The 18046-nt window shown below is 61.2% G+C and carries 19 protein-coding genes; 12 read left to right on the forward strand and 7 right to left on the reverse strand.

Going from position 1 to position 18046, the window contains the following annotated elements:
• The first annotated feature begins 78 nt into the window (after nucleotides 1–78).
• The 5 genes from ftsZ to ACQKKX_RS04065 all read left to right on the forward strand — a co-directional run bounded on the left by ftsZ (nucleotide 79) and on the right by ACQKKX_RS04065 (nucleotide 6380).
• Complete coding sequence (gene ftsZ, locus ACQKKX_RS04045; protein WP_427569047.1) at nucleotides 79–1860, forward strand: cell division protein FtsZ; 1782 nt, start codon at nucleotides 79–81, stop codon at nucleotides 1858–1860.
• Between the two features lie 270 nt (nucleotides 1861–2130).
• Nucleotides 2131–3087 carry a UDP-3-O-acyl-N-acetylglucosamine deacetylase gene (lpxC, locus tag ACQKKX_RS04050; protein WP_427569049.1) on the forward strand — a complete coding sequence of 319 codons (957 nt, stop codon included), beginning with the start codon at nucleotides 2131–2133 and terminating at the stop codon, nucleotides 3085–3087.
• A gap of 212 nt (nucleotides 3088–3299) precedes the next feature.
• On the forward strand, nucleotides 3300–4175 hold the full coding sequence (locus ACQKKX_RS04055; RefSeq protein WP_427569051.1) for an outer membrane protein assembly factor BamD: 876 nt from the start codon (nucleotides 3300–3302) through the stop codon (nucleotides 4173–4175).
• Nucleotides 4176–4211: 36 nt separating this feature from the next.
• Entirely contained in the window at nucleotides 4212–5885 is a 1674-nt protein-coding gene (gene recN, locus ACQKKX_RS04060; protein ID WP_427569053.1) for a DNA repair protein RecN, read from the forward strand.
• Nucleotides 5886–5942: 57 nt separating this feature from the next.
• A complete protein-coding gene (locus ACQKKX_RS04065) occupies nucleotides 5943–6380 on the forward strand; it encodes a DUF4279 domain-containing protein (protein ID WP_427569054.1) in 438 nt (145 codons plus the stop codon).
• Here the strand turns inward: ACQKKX_RS04065 and ACQKKX_RS04070 are convergent, their stop codons facing one another.
• Complete coding sequence (locus ACQKKX_RS04070) at nucleotides 6381–6950, reverse strand: cytochrome b (protein ID WP_427569055.1); 570 nt, start codon at nucleotides 6948–6950, stop codon at nucleotides 6381–6383.
• 202 nt (nucleotides 6951–7152) lie between these two features.
• On the opposite strand from ACQKKX_RS04070, the gene ligA reads away from it, so the two are divergent.
• The gene (gene ligA / locus ACQKKX_RS04075; RefSeq protein WP_427569056.1) at nucleotides 7153–9318 is read left to right on the forward strand and encodes an NAD-dependent DNA ligase LigA; all 2166 of its coding nucleotides are present in this window, start codon (nucleotides 7153–7155) and stop codon (nucleotides 9316–9318) included.
• Between the two features lie 4 nt (nucleotides 9319–9322).
• Here ligA and ACQKKX_RS04080 read toward each other — a convergent pair whose 3' ends face one another.
• Complete coding sequence (locus ACQKKX_RS04080) at nucleotides 9323–9865, reverse strand: GNAT family N-acetyltransferase (RefSeq protein WP_427569058.1); 543 nt, start codon at nucleotides 9863–9865, stop codon at nucleotides 9323–9325.
• 275 nt (nucleotides 9866–10140) lie between these two features.
• On the opposite strand from ACQKKX_RS04080, the gene ACQKKX_RS04085 reads away from it, so the two are divergent.
• Nucleotides 10141–10731: a 3'-5' exonuclease gene (locus tag ACQKKX_RS04085; RefSeq protein WP_427569059.1), complete on the forward strand. Its 591-nt coding sequence runs from the start codon at nucleotides 10141–10143 to the stop codon at nucleotides 10729–10731.
• A 71-nt stretch (nucleotides 10732–10802) separates the two neighbouring features.
• On the forward strand, nucleotides 10803–11294 hold the full coding sequence (locus tag ACQKKX_RS04090; RefSeq protein WP_427569060.1) for a CreA family protein: 492 nt from the start codon (nucleotides 10803–10805) through the stop codon (nucleotides 11292–11294).
• A 66-nt stretch (nucleotides 11295–11360) separates the two neighbouring features.
• Here the strand turns inward: ACQKKX_RS04090 and ACQKKX_RS04095 are convergent, their stop codons facing one another.
• A complete protein-coding gene (locus ACQKKX_RS04095; RefSeq protein ID WP_427569062.1) occupies nucleotides 11361–11690 on the reverse strand; it encodes a hypothetical protein in 330 nt (109 codons plus the stop codon).
• A 266-nt stretch (nucleotides 11691–11956) separates the two neighbouring features.
• The gene (locus ACQKKX_RS04100) at nucleotides 11957–12424 is read right to left on the reverse strand and encodes a chemotaxis protein CheW (protein WP_132272195.1); all 468 of its coding nucleotides are present in this window, start codon (nucleotides 12422–12424) and stop codon (nucleotides 11957–11959) included.
• On the opposite strand from ACQKKX_RS04100, the gene ACQKKX_RS04105 reads away from it, so the two are divergent.
• From ACQKKX_RS04105 to ACQKKX_RS04115, 3 genes are all read left to right on the forward strand, one after another.
• Entirely contained in the window at nucleotides 12423–12704 is a 282-nt protein-coding gene (locus ACQKKX_RS04105; protein WP_427569064.1) for a hypothetical protein, read from the forward strand. The two genes, ACQKKX_RS04100 and ACQKKX_RS04105, sit on opposite strands and share 2 nt — an antisense overlap.
• Nucleotides 12705–12847: 143 nt before the next feature.
• Entirely contained in the window at nucleotides 12848–13447 is a 600-nt protein-coding gene (locus tag ACQKKX_RS04110; RefSeq protein WP_427569066.1) for an SCO family protein, read from the forward strand.
• A 96-nt stretch (nucleotides 13448–13543) separates the two neighbouring features.
• Nucleotides 13544–14425, forward strand: coding sequence for a 50S ribosomal protein L11 methyltransferase (locus ACQKKX_RS04115; protein WP_427569068.1), 882 nt, complete (start codon nucleotides 13544–13546; stop codon nucleotides 14423–14425).
• Between the two features lie 223 nt (nucleotides 14426–14648).
• Here the strand turns inward: ACQKKX_RS04115 and ACQKKX_RS04120 are convergent, their stop codons facing one another.
• Entirely contained in the window at nucleotides 14649–14807 is a 159-nt protein-coding gene (locus ACQKKX_RS04120) for a hypothetical protein (RefSeq protein WP_427569070.1), read from the reverse strand.
• 225 nt (nucleotides 14808–15032) lie between these two features.
• Between ACQKKX_RS04120 and ACQKKX_RS04125 the strand changes: the two genes are divergently transcribed.
• Nucleotides 15033–16868 (forward strand): aminopeptidase P family protein, encoded by a 1836-nt coding sequence (locus tag ACQKKX_RS04125; protein ID WP_427569072.1) that lies wholly within the window; start codon nucleotides 15033–15035, stop codon nucleotides 16866–16868.
• Here the strand turns inward: ACQKKX_RS04125 and ACQKKX_RS04130 are convergent, their stop codons facing one another.
• Both ACQKKX_RS04130 and ACQKKX_RS04135 read right to left on the reverse strand, forming a co-directional pair.
• The gene (locus ACQKKX_RS04130) at nucleotides 16869–17204 is read right to left on the reverse strand and encodes an AzlD family protein (protein WP_427569075.1); all 336 of its coding nucleotides are present in this window, start codon (nucleotides 17202–17204) and stop codon (nucleotides 16869–16871) included. It lies immediately after the preceding gene.
• A 1-nt stretch (nucleotide 17205) separates the two neighbouring features.
• Nucleotides 17206–17937 carry an AzlC family ABC transporter permease gene (locus tag ACQKKX_RS04135; RefSeq protein ID WP_427569077.1) on the reverse strand — a complete coding sequence of 244 codons (732 nt, stop codon included), beginning with the start codon at nucleotides 17935–17937 and terminating at the stop codon, nucleotides 17206–17208.
• Between the last annotated feature and the right edge of the window lie 109 nt (nucleotides 17938–18046).

Raw genomic sequence — 18046 nt, forward strand, 5'->3', positions numbered from 1 at the left:
TCGCACCAGCGTGTCGAGGTAATCGGGAATAGACGGCCGAGTGGCGACTCGGCCCAGACATTAAGAAGGAACGGTTAGATGACCATTAATCTCAACAAGCCGGACATCACCGAGCTGAAGCCTCGGATCACCGTGTTCGGCGTCGGCGGCGGCGGCGGCAATGCCGTCAACAACATGATCACGGCTGGCCTCGAAGGCGTCGACTTCGTCGTTGCCAATACCGATGCTCAGGCTCTGACCATGACCAAGGCCGACCGTATCATCCAGATGGGTGTGCAGGTGACGGAAGGTCTCGGCGCCGGCTCGCAGCCGGAAGTCGGCCGCGCTGCCGCTGAAGAGTGCCTCGACGAGATCATGGACCACCTTCAGAACACGCACATGTGCTTCGTCACCGCCGGCATGGGTGGTGGTACCGGTACGGGCGCGGCTCCAGTTGTGGCGCAGGCCGCACGTAACAAGGGCATCCTGACCGTTGGCGTCGTCACCAAGCCGTTCCACTTCGAAGGCCAGCGCCGCATGCGCCTTGCCGAGCAGGGCATCCAGGAACTGCAGAAGTCGGTCGACACGCTGATCGTTATTCCCAACCAGAACCTGTTCCGCATCGCCAACGACAAGACCACGTTCGCCGACGCATTCGCAATGGCCGACCAGGTTCTCTATTCGGGTGTTGCCTGCATCACCGACCTCATGGTCAAGGAAGGCCTCATCAACCTCGACTTCGCCGACGTTCGCTCGGTTATGCGCGAGATGGGCCGCGCCATGATGGGTACGGGTGAAGCTTCCGGTTCGGGCCGTGCCATGCAGGCCGCCGAAGCGGCGATCGCCAACCCGCTGCTCGACGAAACCTCGATGAAGGGCGCGCAGGGTCTGTTGATCTCCATCACCGGTGGTCGCGACCTCACCCTGTTCGAAGTCGACGAGGCGGCAACCCGCATTCGCGAGGAAGTGGATCCGGACGCCAACATCATCCTCGGCGCAACCTTCGACGAAGCGCTCGAAGGCATCATCCGCGTGTCCGTCGTTGCCACCGGCATCGATCGCGGCATGGGCCAGGTCGACCTGCGAGCCGCCGAAATGCGCGCAGCCCAGAAGCCGACTATCCGTCCTTCCGCGGCCGTTGCTCCGGCTCCGGCCGCAGCACAGCCTGTCATGCAGCAGGCCCCCCGCGCGATTGCCCCGGCACCGGTTGATCCGATCGCCGAGACCATCCGCCACGCCGAAGCCGAAATGGAACGCGAACTGGCCATCGCCGTCGCTCCTGCGCCGGTCGCTCCGGCGCCGGCTCCGGTTGCTCAGGCCGAAGAGTTCCGTCCGCAGAGCCGCATCTTCGCATCGGCTCCGGCCGAAGCACCGCGCGTAGCTCCGGCGCCGTCCTATGCCGCTGCTCCGCAGCCGTCCTACGCGGCACCGCAGCCCCAGGCTCCCGTTGCACCGCAGCCGGTCCCGGCACCGCGGATGATGCAGCCGGAAGCGCCCGTCATGAGCCAGCCGATCGTTCGCGAAACCGTCGAACAGGTTCGCATGCCCCGCGTGGAAGACTTTCCGCCGGTCGTTAAGGCGGAGATGGATCAGCGCGCTCACCCGGCACAGCCGGCCCACGAAGAGCGCGGCCCGATGGGTCTCCTGAAGCGCATCACCAACTCGCTCGGCCGTCGTGAAGAAGACGATCATGTCGGTGAAATGATGCAGGCTCCGGCTGCCTCCTCCCAGCAGCGTCGCCCGCTGTCGCCGGAAGCCAGCCTCTATGCACCGCGTCGTGGCAGCCTTGACGATCATGGCCGCAGCACGCCGCGTGCAGGCGCTCATCACGAGGACGACCAGCTGGAAATCCCGGCCTTCCTGCGCCGCCAGTCGACCTGATCCACAGGCGAACATCATGCTGTCGTAAGGGCCTGGATCATGCGATCCGGGCCCTTACGCATATCCTTGCTCAAAGGGAAATTGTCGAGCATCTGCCGGTACTTGGCTTCGTAACAATGCGAAACGAACAGTGATTTGAGATATGCTGCGCCGAGACGTATCTAGATCCTCAAGAGACCCTGAATCAGGTTCGGTTTGGCCGAACGGATCGAGGGGCAGGAATTCCGGATCGCCCGCAAAGGCAGGGCCGGTCAGCAAAGGCATGAAAGAATGAGCATCGAACTTCTCGGCTTCCAGACCACAATCGCCGCCCCCGTCACGCTTTCGGGAACCGGCGTGCATTCGGGAAGCCAGGTATCGATCACCTTCCAGCCGGCCGATGCCGGCACCGGCATCGTTTTTTCCCGCGCCCTTGCTGACGGCACCACAGCCGAATACCGCGCCGTGTCCTCGCAGGTCGGCAATACGGATCTCTGCACCGTTCTCGGCACCAACATGGCTCGTTCGGTCGCAACCATCGAACATGTCATGGCGGCGATCTACGCACTTGGTCTCGACAACCTTGTTGTCGAAGTCGAAGGCGCCGAAATGCCGATCATGGACGGCAGCTCCTATCCTTTCATCGAGGCGATCGAACAGGTCGGCATCGTCAATCTCGGCGTGAAACGCCGTTACATCCGCATCGTCAAGCCGGTGCGGATCGATGCCGGCGCGTCGTGGTCGGAATTCCGCCCCTATGACGGTACCCGTTTCGAAGTGGAGATCGATTTCGATTCGCCGCTGATCGGACGCCAGTCCTGGAAGGGCGATCTGACGGCCTCGGTCTTCCGTTCCGAACTGTCGCGTGCACGCACTTTCGGGTTCATGCGCGATGTCGAACGTCTGTGGGCTGCGGGTTACGCACTCGGCTCCTCGCTCGAAAACTCGGTCGTCATCGGTGATGACAATACGGTGGTCAATGTCGAGGGCCTGCGTTACGCCAAGGACGAATTCGTCCGTCACAAGACGCTCGACGCGGTCGGCGATCTGGCGCTGGCCGGGGCGCAGTTCATCGGCTGCTACCGCTCCTATCGCGGTGGTCACAAGATGAATGCCAATGCACTGAAAGCACTGCTGAGCGACCCGACGGCCTACGAAATCGTTGAAGCGCCGGCACGCAGCCAGCGCGTTCGTGCCAGCGCCTTCGTACCGGTCAATGTTCCGGAATTCGCGCCCTGGGTCGGCTGACCGCCAGCCGCGTCTGTCCGAAGCTCATCGTAATGGCCGTCCCCTGTGGACGGCCTTTTTCTTTTTGTTGTTTTTACGGGAATTTAACCCGTGCTCTTGCCACAAAATTGCGCGAATGCGCCATCATTGCGTTGCCCTTGTACTGCTTTTATGGCTAGAACGCCTGTCAGGGCGGTGGCTCCTTTTATCGCGTTGCAAACGGGAACTCTTGCATGGCTAATGTCAGGTCTTCAGTAATCGGGAAATCGACCCGTATCGCGGTCGTGTCCCTCGTGCTGGCAGCCGCCGGCATGACCGTGACGGCCTGCGGTACTGACCCCGATATCGACATTACCAAGCTTGGGCTCGCCACCGATCCGCCGGAACAGCTCTACAATCAGGGTCTGGCCAACATGAAGGCCGGCAATATGGGCGAGGCGGCCCGCAAGTTCGAAGCCATCGACAAGCAGAACCCGTTCACCGAATGGGGCCGCAAGGCATTGGTGATGACGACGTTCGTCAACACCCGCATGAACCGCAACGACGAGGCGATCGCCGCCGGCAACCGGTACCTCAAACAGTATCCGCGGTCCGCCGATAGCGCCTATGTGCAGTATCTGGTCGGCCTGTCCTATTCCAAGCAGATCAGCGACGTGACCCAGGATCAGCGCGCCTCGGCGCGCACCATCGAGGCCATGAACAAGGTCGTCAACGATTACCCCGATTCGGAATATGTCGATGACGCACAGGCGAAGATCCGTTTCGCCCGCGACCAGCTCGCCGGCAAGGAAATGCAGATTGGCCGCTACTATCTCGAACGCAAGGAATACCTCGCCGGTATCCAGCGGTTCCGTCTGGTCGTCGAGCAATACGGCAATACCAACCAGGTCGAGGAAGCCCTGGCGCGTCTGGTCGAGTCCTATTACGCCATGGGCATTGCCGAGGAAGCGCAGACCGCTGCTGCGGTTCTCGGCCGCAATTATCCAGACAGCCAGTGGTATGCCGACAGCTACAAGCTTCTGAAGGGCGGCGGGCTCGAACCGCGGGAAAACCGCGGCTCCTGGATTTCGCGCGCGGCCGTCAGGCTGGTTGCAGGCGGTGGCGCCTGATCGTCTTTTGGCAGGACAGGGCCGGATCGAGGTAACATGCTGATCCAGTTGTCGATCCGCGATATCGTCCTGATCGAGCGGCTGGACCTTGATTTCGAGGCCGGCCTTTCCGTCTTGACCGGCGAGACCGGCGCGGGAAAATCCATTCTTCTCGACAGTCTTTCGCTGGCCCTTGGGGGGCGTGGCGATGGCGGTCTCGTGCGTCACGGCAGCGACAGAGGGCAGGTGACGGCGGTCTTCGATGTCGGCATGGACCATCCCGCCCGGCAGCTGCTGCGCGAAAACGGCCTCGATGACGACGGCGACCTGATCTTCCGGCGTGTGCAGTCCGCCGATGGCCGCACCAAGGCCTCCGTCAACGACCAGCCCGTCAGCGTGCAACTGATGCGCCAGCTCGGTCACCAGCTTGTCGAAATCCACGGTCAACACGACGATCGCGCCCTGGTCGATACAGATGCCCATCGCACGCTGCTCGACGCCTTTGCCGGTCTGGCAGATGAAACAGGGCGGGTGTCCGCCCTTTATCGGGCATGGAAAGATGCCGAGCGGACGCTGAAGACCCACCGCGCCCGCGTGGAGGCTGCCGCGCGGGAAGCCGATTACCTGCGTTCATCGGTCGAGGAACTGGAAGCCCTGTCGCCGCGCGACGGTGAGGAAGACGAGCTTGCCGATTCGCGCGCCCGCATGCAGAAATCCGAACGCATTGCCGGCGACATTTCCGAAGCCTCGGAGTTCCTTAACGGTCACGCCTCGCCGGTGCCGCTGATCGCTTCCATGGTGCGGCGGCTCGAACGCAAGAGCCATGAGGCGCCGGGTCTTCTTGAAGAAACCGTCGAACTGCTGGATCAGGCGCTCAACCATCTCTCCAACGCCCAGATGGAGGTGGAGGCAGCGCTTCGCCGCACGGAGTTCGATCCTCGCGAACTGGAGCGTGTCGAGGAGCGCCTGTTTGCGTTGCGCGCCGCCGGCCGCAAATATTCCGTGCCGGTGACCGAATTGCCGGCGCTGGCGCAAAAGATGGTGGCCGATCTTGCCGATCTCGATGCGGGCGAGGAAAAGCTCGGTCAGCTGGAAAAGATATCCGAGGCTGCCAGAGCGGCGTTCGACCAGGCTGCCGTGGCGCTTTCGTACAAGCGCCACGACGGCGCTTCGGCACTTTCGGATGCGGTGATGGCCGAACTGCCGGCGCTGAAACTTGAGCGCGCCCGCTTCATGGTCGACGTGACTACCGATGCACAGGCAGCAAGTGCCGACGGCATCGATCAGGTCGAATTCCATGTGCAGACCAATCCCGGCACGCGGCCCGGTCCGATCATGAAAGTTGCTTCGGGCGGCGAGCTTTCGCGTTTCCTCCTGGCGCTGAAAGTCGCTCTTGCCGATCGCGGTTCGGCGCCGACGCTTGTCTTCGACGAAATCGACAGCGGCGTCGGCGGCGCTGTCGCCGATGCCATCGGCCAGCGACTGAAACGGCTATCGGCAAATGTTCAGGTTCTGTCGGTTACGCATGCGCCGCAAGTGGCCGCTCGCGCCGCCACGCATATGCTGATCTCCAAGGGGCCGGCCGGTGACGGATCGGACAAGATCGCCACCCGCGTCGCCACCATGACGCCGGAGAATCGCGCCGAGGAAATCGCCCGCATGTTGTCGGGCGCTTCCGTTACGGCCGAGGCGAGGGCGGCAGCCGCTGCGCTGTTGGCCGCCGAGGGATAGGCCGCTGCGGAATATGCAGGCGATGACGATCGACTTTGAAGACGCTTGAGGATTATCATGGCCGCAGTTCATCAAACCATCGCCTGCCTGCGTTTCTTCGGCGATGATCTCGATCCGGACCATATTTCGAAATCGCTCAACGCGAGGCCGACCACCGCCTATCGTAAGGGCGCGGCCATAGACCCGGAAGAGGGCGATGCGGTTCTGGCGCAAACCGGGACGTGGCAGCTGGAAGCCGACGAAGAGCTTTCCGGTGACCTCGGCGCTCAGCTCACCGCGCTTCTGGCCGAGCTTACGGATGACCTGGCTGTCTGGAGGGACCTCTCGGCGCAGTATGACGGCGACGTTCTGGTTGGTTTGTTCATGGCCGATGGGAAGGAGGGTTTTTACCTGGAGCCTGCACTGCTTTCAGCGCTCGGCGAGCGGGGCCTCGTTCTCGATTTCGAGCTCTACGGCACCGAAGATGATGATGCCTATCACGACGATGACGCCTAACTAGTGCGCTGACGCGACCTGTCTGTCGCGCCCCGCCATGCGGGACAGAACCGTATCTTTCCAGAGGTAACGGTGGATCAGCACCATGAGGATATGGCCTGCGATCATGGCGAGCAGCGTCCAGGCAAGCGTACTGTGCAGCAGACGTGCGGGCGCGATCATCCACTCGACATTCTCGCCACCGGGCGCAACGATCTCGAACCCGTAGAGCATCAGTCCCCATTGCGAGCCGACTGCGCGCAGCAGCGCCAGCGCCGGGACGAACAGCATCAGAAGATAGAGGACGACATGACCGACCCGGGCGGCAAGCCCAAGAGGACCGCGCTCATGCGCTGGCCGCTGGCCGAGATTATAAAAGCCCCATAGCGCCCGGACGGCTGCCATGATGAGGATGGTGGTGCCGAGCGAGCCATGCGTGACGTTGAGAAGATCCGTCAAGCCGGAGCGCCCGAAAAGTCGTCCGATGACCAGACCGGAAAACTGCCAACAGATGAGAGCAGCCATCGACCAGTGCAGAAGGCGCGTCACAATCCCATAGCGTAATCCGGTATCTCGCCATCGATTGGCCATGCGGTGCCCCTTGTCGTCGTCGCTGAACCTGACTTTCGTGCGCAGGTATTAAGGTGTCACAGGGCGCAGCGTCCAGTGGGCATTTTGCGCGTCGCGTGCCGTTTTCAAAAAGAACTGCGTGATTTTCACGGAGATCGAGACGCGCCGCTTCTTCCAATCGTCGTCGATTGCTCTAGAAAAACGACAGACATGGAGAATCCCAATGGCCGGCGACCAGACAGCGATCGACACCCTCAACGAAGAGGCGGCTTCCGCCGAGCTGGAGCGGTTGGCAAAGGAGCTTGCCCGGCACGATGCGCTTTATCACGGCCATGACGCGCCGGAAATTACCGATGCCGAATACGACGCACTGAAGCGCCGCAATAGCGCCATCGAGGAAAGATTTCCGCAGCTGATCCGCGCCGATTCGCCATCGATCAAGGTCGGCGCCACGCCGCTTGCCACCTTCGCGCCGATCACCCATTCGCGGCCGATGCTGTCGCTCGACAACACGTTTTCCGATGAGGACGTGCGCGATTTCGTCAACTCCGTCTATCGCTTCCTCGGTCAGTTGCCGGACAATTCGATCGCGTTTACCGCCGAGCCCAAGATCGATGGTCTGTCGATGTCCATCCGCTACGAAAACGGCATTCTCGTCAACGCCGCGACGCGGGGTGACGGCACGACGGGCGAGAACGTCACCGCCAACGTCAGGACCATCAAGGAAATTCCCAATCGCCTGCCCAAGGGCGTGCCGGCTGTCGTGGAAGTGCGCGGCGAAGTCTATATGGCCAAAAGCGACTTCCTGAAGCTCAATGCCGAGTTGGAGGCACAGGGCAAACAGCTCTATGTCAATCCGCGCAACACCGCCGCGGGTTCGCTGCGCCAGCTCGATGCCAAGGTGACGGAAAGCCGCAAGCTGAAATTCTTCGCCTATGCCTGGGGCGAGATTTCCGAGCCGAACGACCTGCCCAAAACCCAGTTCGAAATGGTGCAGACGTTCAGGGACTGGGGCTTTCCGGTCAATGATCTGATGAAGCGCCTGACCTCGCTGGAAGACATTCTGTCTCATTACAACGAGATCGGGCTCGCCCGCCCGGATCTCGACTATGATATCGACGGCGTCGTCTACAAGGTCGATCGGCTTGACCTGCAGGCGCGCCTCGGTTTCCGTTCGCGTTCGCCGCGTTGGGCAACGGCGCATAAATTTCCAGCCGAACAGGCATTCACGACGGTCGAGAATATCGACATCCAGGTCGGACGAACCGGAGCGCTGACGCCGGTCGCGCGTCTGACCCCGATCACCGTCGGCGGCGTCGTCGTCACCAATGCGACGCTGCACAATGCCGATTATATCGAGGGCATCGGCAATTCGGGAGAGCGCATCCGTAAGGAAGATCACGACATCCGCATCGGCGATACCGTGATCGTGCAGCGAGCCGGCGATGTCATCCCGCAGGTGCTGGACGTGGTGATGGAAAAGCGTCCGGCCGATACCACGAAATACGCGTTTCCGACCAAATGCCCGGTCTGCGGCAGCCATGCGATACGCGAGAAGAACGAAAAGACCGGCAAGCTCGATTCGGTGACCCGGTGCACTGGCGGTTTCGTCTGCCGAGCGCAGGCGACCGAGCACCTTAAACATTTCGTGTCGCGCAATGCCTTCGACATCGAGGGTTTTGGCACGAAGCAGGTGGATTTCTTCTTCGAGGCCGAGGATCCGTCCCTGCAGATCCGCACCGCACCCGATATTTTCACGTTGAAGAAGCGGCAGGGCGCATCGCCCCTGACAAAACTCGAAAACATCGAGGGTTTCGGCAAAGTCAGCGTCAGGAAGCTGTTCGACGCCATCGACGAGCGCCGTTCGATCGCACTCCATCGCTTCGTTTATGCGCTCGGCATCCGCCATGTGGGCGAGACGACCGCAAAGATGCTGGCACGCCATTACGGTACCTATGAGGCGCTGGAACGGTCGATGAAGGCGGCGGCAGACCTTTCCGGTGACGCATGGCAGGACCTCAACAATATTGAAGGCATCGGCGAAATCGTTGCCCGCGCCATCGTCGAATTCTTCAAGGAGAAGCGCAATATCGACGTGATCGAGCGGCTGCTGGCGGAGGTCGTCCCGCAGGATGCGGAGCAGGCCACCGCATCCGGCAGTCCGATCACCGGCAAAACGGTCGTCTTTACCGGCAGCCTGGAAAAATTCACACGCGACGAGGCGAAGGCGCGGGCCGAAAGCCTCGGTGCCAAAGTGGCGGGTTCGGTTTCCAAGAAGACCGATTATGTCGTTGCCGGCCCCGGCGCCGGTTCCAAGCTGGACAAGGCCCGGGAACTCGGCGTCGAGGTGATGAGCGAGGACGCGTGGCTCAACCTGATCGGCGGCTGAAGGCTCAGGCCTTCAACCGCGCCATCGTATAAGCATCGACATAATGGCCGTCGCGAAAGGCATAGTCCTTCAGGCGGCCTTCGATGACGAAGCCGTTTTTTTCGTAGAGGGGGACGGCAGCGTCGTTGTCGGTATAGACGGTCAGTTCGAGGCGGCGCAGGTTGTACCAGTTGTCGGCGAGGTCGAGCACGGCCACCATCAGCGACGATCCGATGCCGCGTCCGGCAAATTCGTCATGCACACCCATGCCGATCGTGGCGGTGTGGCGACGTCGCGGATTGCCGGCGAGCGTCAACCCGATATCGCCGATCACGCGACCGTCGAGATCTGCGACAAGGCGTCTGCCATCCCCCGTTGGGCTCTCCAGGTAGCTTCGTATTTCCGTAACGGAATGAAACGGCGTGCGCAGGGTGCCATAACGATAGCCGGGCAGATTATGCAGGGCGGTGATTGCTTCCGCATCCTGCGGGCAGGCGGCGCGGATCACCAAGCCCTCTAACCGGTTGAGACGCTGCGGTCTCTCGGTCGATCCTGCTGATGAATTCATCTGTGCTCTCCTGGATTTGTGCCGAGGCAGAGCGGAACACCGATCCCTGCCATCATTCGGCAGGGTGGTGGATGGATGACCGATTAACGCGCCAGACCCGCCACGCGCCCTGCAAGGCGAATGGTCACGGTCGTGTGGCAAAGGGTGGCGCGATTGGTCATGACGACATTGACCTGCAAAATCGATGAAACGTCAACCCGTCGGAACTGACCATCTTTGCCGAATCGGTCCAGCTGGCTTAAAAGCGCCGAACCATCGCCATCCGGAACACCTCTTTGAAAACCATCGCCATCGATTTTGAAACCGCCAACGAACAGCGCGGCAGTGCCTGTTCGGTCGGTCTGGCCTGGATCGAGGACGGAAGGGTGACCCGGGTCGAAGAGCGGTTGATCCGCCCGAAGGACATGCGGTTTTCGTCCTTCAACATCGCCATTCACGGCATCCGTCCCGAACATGTCGAGGATGCCGGCGAGTTTCCCGAGGTGATGGACGAATTCGCCGAGGATTTTGCCGGCGCGACGATGATCGCCCACAATGCCTCCTTCGACTTTTCCGTCTGGCGCGCCTGTCTCGATCGATATGCCCAGGCCTATCCGCAGCTTTCCTATCTCTGCAGCGTGAAAATGGCGCAGAAAGTGTGGCCGCATCTCGGCTCACACAAGCTCAACATTCTGGCCCAGCATCTGGGGCTCTCCTTCCTGCATCATAATGCTGCCGAGGATGCGACCATCTGCGCGCAGGCGTCGCTTGCCATCGCCAAGGCGCTCAACGTTACGGAAATCAGGGATATTGCGCCGGCAATCGGCATGCGCAGCGGCCGGCTCTTCAGCGGCGGTTACGACGCCTGCAGGCTGCTCAAGTCGTAACGCCCGATCTTGCAAGGCGGCGCCTGCACCTTATGTCTGGTCACGGATCGCTGACCGGAGAATTCAAAGATATGCCTCGTCGTTTTTTCACCTTTGCCAGCGTCGCCGCTCTGGCGGCTGCTCTTTCGCTCCCGGCCTGGTCACAGGTGGTCGGCAAGATCGGCGTCGATTGGATCGGCAACGATATCATCGTCGAGGCTGTGGCTGACCCCGCGGTCAAAGGCGTCACCTGTCACGTCACCTATTTCGACCGCAGCATGATCGACCGCCTGAAGAACGGTAACTGGTTCGAGGACCCGTCCAATAGCGCCATTTCCTGCAGCCAGACTGGACCGATCGAGATTGGCGAAATCGACCTTTCGCGCGACGGCGAGGAAGTTTTTCGCCAGGGCCGTTCGCTGATCTGGAAGGACCTGCTCGTCAAGCGCATCTACGACAAGACGAACAATGCGCTGGTCTATCTCGCCCATTCGCGGCGGATCGTTGACGGATCGGCAAAAATGGCGATTTCCACCGTGCCCCTCTATGGACAGCAGGTGTCGTGGACGGGTTCGAAACCCTGATCCTTATGACGCACAAAAAAAGAGCCGGGTCCTGCGACCCGGCTCTTTGCGTCGTCTGCGGCGCCGTTAGCGAACGTAGACAACCTTGCCGCCGTTGGCAGCGGTCTGAATGTGAACGACGTTCGAGAGCTGAACGTTCTTCATGGCCAGTGCGTCGACCAGGGCCGGATCGGACTGGAGCTGGGCCTGGGCGTCCTGGATCAGTTCCGGGCCCGGATTGGTAAGGTTCATCGGCAAACGGCTGCCATTGCCGGTGCTCGGGTCGTTGGTGACGTTGACCACGGTCACTTCCTCAGCCGAAACGACCGGAGCGGCCGCGCCATAGGTCTGGGCCGAGGCGCCGGCGGCAAAAACAGAAGCGGAAATCAGGGTGGCGAGTGCAATAGCCTTTTTCATAACATTCTCCTTGCTTTCACGTTCTTTGAAGAGACGTGGCAACCGCTTCCGGGAGCGAAAAGGTTGCCGCATCGTGATGAAATCACATGCTATCAACCGCTTGCCGCGGGGATGGTTTCAAAGAAAAATCGTTATTCTACAATAATTTAGGGTTCCATCACATCTTTGTGGCGCACACGATCGTGAGCATCGTTCCAAAGGCGAAATGAAAACACCCGCAGTGTTGCCACTGCGGGTGTCGCGAAGGAAGCCAGTTCGAACTCGGATCAGGCCGCTTCGCGGGTCAGTTCGTCGGCGATGACAGTGTCGAGGTTCAGGAAGCAGACCATGGTCTTTTCCAGCGCGACGATGCCACGGCAGAAGGCGCGCTGGCCTTCCGGAATGATTTCCGGTGCGGGCTGCAGGTCTTCGCTCTTGATCGTCATCATGTCGGAGACCTGCTCGACCAGAAGCCCTACCAGCTTGCCAGCGATGTCGGTGACGATGATAGCGGCCCGTTCCGACGGTTCGGTCATTTTCATGCCAAGACGGCAGGCCATGTCGATGACCGGGATCACCGCGCCGCGCAGATTGATGAGGCCGAGCACATAGGGCGGGGTGTGCGGCATCGGCGTCACTGGCGCCCAGCCGCGGATTTCGCGGATCGCCATGATGTCGATACAGAATTCCTGGTCGCCCAGATGGAATGAAACGATTTCGAGATAGGCTCCCGACTGCTTGATGGCGTTGCTCATGACGATCATCCTGATTTCGTTGCGCACACGCTGTCAGACTCGGGTTAAACTTCCCCTAATCTCCCGGAACGCTCGCTCGTTTTGGACGGTTTCGAAGAATAAAAACCCTGCTATACTGGTCTACATGCAGGACCAAGCTCCATCGATACGCCTTCCGCTGATCCTCGCCGGCTCTATTCTGGCGACGGGACTGCTGATTCTGTCGGTGCTCGGATGGTTGCAGTACGGCTCGGAGATTTTTCGCGTGATGGCCGAGAACGGCATGTCCTGGTGCGCGTGAACGCCCATACGGTTTGAGCAGCGGCATCGCGTCTAAGCTATGAAATCGCGCTGTTGAATTGCGCCATCCGGCCCGCTCGGTTATCACCGGTTGAGATTGCCGGCACCGGGGCGCCGGCACTGCTACGAGAAGGCATATCCGGCATGAAGACCTTTCGCATCGTTCTCTGGGTCGCCGTCGTCGCGCTGGCGGGCGTGCTGGTCTGGCTGACCATGGAAGTTACCGGCAAGCAGCAACGGATTGCCGACGGCCCGTTCGGCGTTCCGTTCGAACTGGTGGCGCAGGATGGGCGGCCTATCACAGAAAAGGCGTTTCAGGACAAGCCAACCGCCCTGTTCTTTGGTTTTACCCATTGTCCGGAAGTCTGCCCAACCACGCTTTACGAGCTGAATGGGTGGCTGGAAAAGGTCGATCCGGACGGAAGCCGGATCAACGCCTTCTTCGTTTCGGTCGACCCGCAGCGTGACCCTCCTGAAGTCTTGGGGCAGTACATCTCCAACGTTAGCCGCCGGATCACCGGTATTTCAGGCGATCCACAGAAGGTCGCCGACATGGTCAAGGGCTACAAGGTTTATGCCCGCAAGGTACCGGTGGACGACAAACAGCCGGATGGCGACTACACCATGGATCACACGGCTTCGATCTTCCTGCTCGACCATGGCGGCCGGTTTTCGAAGACCATTGCCTATGGCGAGGACGACCAGAGCGCCATGAGCAAGCTTGCCAGCCTGATCGGTAGCTGAACGTCGTCACTCTCGCGCGAAGTCGCCATCACGGCTTGAAGCCGGACCGCCTTGTGTGGCATGGCACAGACCTGCAGACAATCTAAGGATCCGACCGTGAGCGAAATCCGCCTCTATGTTTCCACCACCGAGAAGAAGGCGGAACAGATTCTCGACATCCTGTCCTTCTGCTTCGGCGAGGAGGATTTTGCCGTCGGCACTACGGAAATCGATGAAAAGCGCGATATCTGGGAGGCCTCGGTCTATATGATGGCCGAGGACGAGGTCGAGGTGCACGGTCGGATCACCGAGGCGCTGGCGCAGGAATTCCCGGATGCCGTCATCGAGCGCGAAATCATTCCGGATATCGACTGGATTGCCAAATCGCTGGAGGGCCTGAAGCCGGTCAGGGCAGGTCGTTTTCTCGTCCATGGCAGCCACGATCGCGACAAGGTACGGCCCGGCGACATCGCCATCGAAATCGATGCCGGCCAGGCCTTCGGCACCGGTCATCATGGCACCACCGCCGGCTGCCTGGAAACCATCGAACGTGTGCTCAATGCCGAAAGGCCGCGAAATGCGCTCGATCTCGGCACCGGCTCGGGCGTGCTGGCGATTGCCGTGCGCAAACTGAGGCCGATGATACCGGTTCTGGCGACCGATATCGACCCGATTGCCGTCAGGGTGGCGCGTGAAAACGTCCGCCGCAATGGCATTGCCAACGGCATTGCGCTCGAAACCGCGCCGGGCTTTCATTCGCCCGCCTTCGACCGCGATGGGCCGTTCGACCTTGTCATCGCCAATATTCTTGCGCGCCCGCTGATCAAGATGGCGCCGCAACTGGTGACGCATCTGTCGCCCGGCGGTTCTGTGATCCTGTCCGGTATCCTGGCCGAGCAGCGCTGGAAGGTGATTTCCGCCTATTCCGGCGCCGGTCTTGCTCATATGCGCACCATCTGGCGCAATGGCTGGGTAACGATCCATCTGCGCAAGCTCTGATAGCGTCCGCAGCGCGCTCAGTTCTCGAAGCGGCTTGAACCGAAAAGAAAAAAAGAGGCGACACCAAAGGTGCCGCCTCGTGCTGGTTTGCGACCAGCGGACCGCGAGCCTTGGGAGGAGGGCTCTAGCGGCTATGTTCTGTTACACGCGGCTTGCCAAATGCCAGTTGTTGCATGGGGAAATCTCATGCAGTTGTGCGGCAAAAGTTTGCCTCCGCCAGCGATCAGAACCGGTTGCGCAGCAGTTCGGCGCGGCTGGTGCCGATGCTCTTCAGCGTCTGGTCGTCGTAGCGCAACAAGGTTTCGTTGATCAGCATGTCGGCCTGGCGCTTTCGGGCGGCGACGACGCGGTCGAACGCATTGCGGAAAAAGGAATTGCCCATCGGTTTCGTCCTTGTCTGAATATCGTATCGGTGTGTTGGGATCTTTATAAGCGAAGCATGATTGCTCAGGCAGTAGGCTCATTTCAATCGAGCCATGTTCCCAGCGCATGGCGCACCATCTTGCCCCCCGCATCTTGGGCAAGGCGCGCTTTTTCTGGCGTAGGCGTCACGAAATCGATATGGGTGGGCCACGTCCATTCACACGCAGCCTTTGGAATATCGCCTATGTTTCAGTCCTTCGACAGCACGTCCACGCCGCAGTTCGGACGCGAGCGTGTCGCCGCCATTCGCGCCCGCTTCGACGATCTCGGGATCGACGGTTTTCTCATCCCGCGGGCCGACGAATATCAGGGCGAGTATGTGCCGAAATCCGCCGAGCGCCTGTCCTGGCTCACCGGGTTTACCGGTTCTGCGGGTATCGCCCTCATCACCCGCTCGACGGCTATCGTGTTTGTCGACGGACGCTATGTGACGCAGCTCGCCGAACAGGTGGATGGCAGCGTGTTTACCGGCGGAGATCTCGTCAACGAGCCGCCGCATCTATGGCTGGCCAAACATGCGCCCAAGGGTTTTCGCCTCGGAATCGATCCGTGGCTGCATGGCGGTGCGGAAGTGAAGAAGCTCGCCAAGGCGGTTTCCGAAATCGGCGGCACGATCGTTGTGCTCGACGAGAACCCGCTCGACAAGACCTGGACGGACCGCCCGGCCGAACCGATGGGCGCAGTAACCGTGCAGCAGGAAGCCCATGCCGGCAAGCCGGCGAACGAAAAGATCGCGGAAATCGCTGCCGGCCTGAAAGCCAAAGACGTGTCGGCCGCGCTGATCGCCGACCCTTCATCCGTTGCATGGATATTCAACATCCGCGGGGCCGACGTGCCGCATACGCCGCATCCGCTGTCACGCGCGCTGATCACGGCAGACGGCAAGGCAGAGCTTTTTATCGACGAGCGCAAGCTCGGCGCGGAGGCGCTTGGCCACCTGAAGCCGCTTGCGGCACTGCATGCGCCGGCATCGTTGACCGCGCGCATCGCGGTTCACGCCAACGATGGCGCGCGCATCCTTGTCGATCCCGAATTGACGGCGCTGGCGCTCGGCCACGCGATTGAAGCAGCCGGTGGCACGGTGGTCGAGGGTCCTGATCCGGCGCGCCTGCCACGCGCCGTCAAGAATGCCGTCGAATTGGCGGGATCAGCGGATGCGCATGTCCAGGATGGCGTCGCAATGGTCGATTTTCTCGCCTGGCTTGACCGGTCGCAGCCCGGCTCGCTCACCGAGATTCAGGCCGTGAAGGCCCTGGAGGCCGCGCGTGCCCGCGTCGGCCAGTCGATGCAGAACCCGCTTCGGGACGTCTCCTTCGACACGATCGCCGGCGCCGGCGAGCATGCCGCAATCATGCATTACCGGGTGACCAGCGAGAGCGACCGGACGATTGACGACGGCGAACTGTTCCTGATCGATTCCGGCGCGCAATATGTCAACGGCACCACGGATATCACCCGCACGGTCGCAATCGGCACGGTCCCTGAGGATCGCAGGCGCTTCTTTACGCTCGTCCTCAAGGGCATGATCGCGATCAGCACCGCGCGCTTCCCGAAGGGAACGCGTGGTTGCGATCTTGATCCTCTTGCCCGGATCGCGCTGTGGAAGGCCGGCGCCGATTTCGCGCACGGTACCGGCCATGGCGTCGGCTCGTATCTGTCGGTGCATGAAGGCCCGCAACGCATCTCGCGGCTTGCCACCCAGGAATTGCTGCCCGGCATGATCCTGTCCAACGAGCCGGGCTATTATCGCCCCGGCCATTACGGGATCCGCATCGAAAACCTGATTTTCGTGCGCGAAGCGGAGGACGTGGCGGGTGGCGATATGGCGATGCGGTCTTTCGAAACGCTGACCTGGTGCCCGATCGACCGCCGGCTTGTCGTTCCCGCGCTGCTGACGGCGGACGAACTGGAATGGCTGAATGCATATCATGGCACGGTGCGGGAAAAACTGTCACCGCTCATCACTGACGCCGCCGTCAAGGCCTGGCTGGAGGAAGCGACCGCGCCGATAACGGCGTGATCACAGGCCGATGCCGAAACCGTAACGGGCGGCCATCACGGCCGCCCAGCCGACGGCGAGCAGAATGAGGCCCGGAAACCGCAGGCCGACCACCAGGGCCACCGCCATGGCGATCTTGATGTCCCAGCCGCCATACACGAAGGGCGGTGCCACCAGCGTTGTCAAAACCGCTGCCGGCACGGCATTGAGCGCCGATTCCAGCCGTGGCGGAATGCGCTTCATGCTGCCGACCAGAAGATAGCCGCCAATGCGCGTGAGATAGGTGGCGATCGCCGCAATGACGATCAGAAGCGCGGTATCCGGGGCGATGGAGAAGGCTGCGATCTCTTGGTCCATCCTAGTTTGCCGCCTCCGAATTCAACTGAGCCGGTTCAGGGCCTGTCCGTGTTTGCGGTGGCGGCAGAACGACGGCCACGAGGATGCCCAGCACTGCGCCGAGACTGATATGCCAGGGCGAGCCGACCAGATGAAAGGCGGCGACCGAGCCGACCGCTCCTGCCAGCATGACCGGCATGAAATTGTGGCGGCTGCGGAAACCGAGGGTCAGCCCGAGGAAATAGACCGGCAAAAGAACATCGATGCCCAGCGCCTTCGGATCGCCGATCATGCGCCCGAAATAGGCGCCGATCACCGTTGTCGCGACCCATGAGACCCAGATGACCGCGCCCATGGCGACATACCAGCGAAATGTCGCCGTCCGGCCGGATTCCTCCCGCTTCACCGTTTCGGCAAACTGCGGATCGACCAGCAGAAAGAAGGCAAGCCAGCGCTCCGTATGCGGATAGCGGCCGATCACGCCCGTCAGGGCCGCCGAATAGAGCACATGGCGGAAATTGACGGCGAGAATAGACAGGACAATCACCCAGGCGGCGACGTGATGACCGAAAAGTTCGATGCCGACCAGCTGACTGGCGCCGCCATAGACGAGCCCGCTCATCATTGCCGCCTCGGCGATGCTGAAACCGTTATCGACGGCAATCGCGCCGAACAGGACCCCGAAGGGCGCGGAGGACAACGCAACCACGACGCCCTTTTTCAAACCATTCGCCAACTGCTGCTGTTTGTCCATGCCATCCCCGCGTTGCGTTCCATCCCGCAATCCTGTGCTGCCTGTAGAAGCCGGCGGGCGGGCTTGCAATCGAATTGCGTTTATCCGACCGATCGATTTTGGTAAATAA

Source organism: Neorhizobium sp. NPDC001467, from assembly GCF_050275975.1.
In the GTDB taxonomy this organism is placed as follows: Bacteria; Pseudomonadota; Alphaproteobacteria; order Rhizobiales; family Rhizobiaceae; genus Neorhizobium.

Coding starts and splice junctions, on each gene's coding strand:
- ligA (WP_427569056.1), top strand. CDS start 7,153: ATGGCCGGCGACCAGACAGCGATCGACACCCTCAACGAAGAGGCGGCT.
- ACQKKX_RS04095 (WP_427569062.1), bottom strand. CDS start 11,690: ATGAAAAAGGCTATTGCACTCGCCACCCTGATTTCCGCTTCTGTTTTT.
- ACQKKX_RS04130 (WP_427569075.1), bottom strand. CDS start 17,204: ATGGACCAAGAGATCGCAGCCTTCTCCATCGCCCCGGATACCGCGCTT.
- recN (WP_427569053.1), top strand. CDS start 4,212: ATGCTGATCCAGTTGTCGATCCGCGATATCGTCCTGATCGAGCGGCTG.
- ACQKKX_RS04090 (WP_427569060.1), top strand. CDS start 10,803: ATGCCTCGTCGTTTTTTCACCTTTGCCAGCGTCGCCGCTCTGGCGGCT.
- ACQKKX_RS04065 (WP_427569054.1), top strand. CDS start 5,943: ATGGCCGCAGTTCATCAAACCATCGCCTGCCTGCGTTTCTTCGGCGAT.
- lpxC (WP_427569049.1), top strand. CDS start 2,131: ATGAGCATCGAACTTCTCGGCTTCCAGACCACAATCGCCGCCCCCGTC.
- ACQKKX_RS04100 (WP_132272195.1), bottom strand. CDS start 12,424: ATGAGCAACGCCATCAAGCAGTCGGGAGCCTATCTCGAAATCGTTTCA.
- ACQKKX_RS04135 (WP_427569077.1), bottom strand. CDS start 17,937: ATGGACAAACAGCAGCAGTTGGCGAATGGTTTGAAAAAGGGCGTCGTG.
- ACQKKX_RS04120 (WP_427569070.1), bottom strand. CDS start 14,807: ATGGGCAATTCCTTTTTCCGCAATGCGTTCGACCGCGTCGTCGCCGCC.
- ACQKKX_RS04125 (WP_427569072.1), top strand. CDS start 15,033: ATGTTTCAGTCCTTCGACAGCACGTCCACGCCGCAGTTCGGACGCGAG.
- ACQKKX_RS04070 (WP_427569055.1), bottom strand. CDS start 6,950: ATGGCCAATCGATGGCGAGATACCGGATTACGCTATGGGATTGTGACG.
- ACQKKX_RS04055 (WP_427569051.1), top strand. CDS start 3,300: ATGGCTAATGTCAGGTCTTCAGTAATCGGGAAATCGACCCGTATCGCG.
- ACQKKX_RS04080 (WP_427569058.1), bottom strand. CDS start 9,865: ATGAATTCATCAGCAGGATCGACCGAGAGACCGCAGCGTCTCAACCGG.
- ACQKKX_RS04105 (WP_427569064.1), top strand. CDS start 12,423: ATGACGATCATCCTGATTTCGTTGCGCACACGCTGTCAGACTCGGGTT.
- ftsZ (WP_427569047.1), top strand. CDS start 79: ATGACCATTAATCTCAACAAGCCGGACATCACCGAGCTGAAGCCTCGG.
- ACQKKX_RS04110 (WP_427569066.1), top strand. CDS start 12,848: ATGAAGACCTTTCGCATCGTTCTCTGGGTCGCCGTCGTCGCGCTGGCG.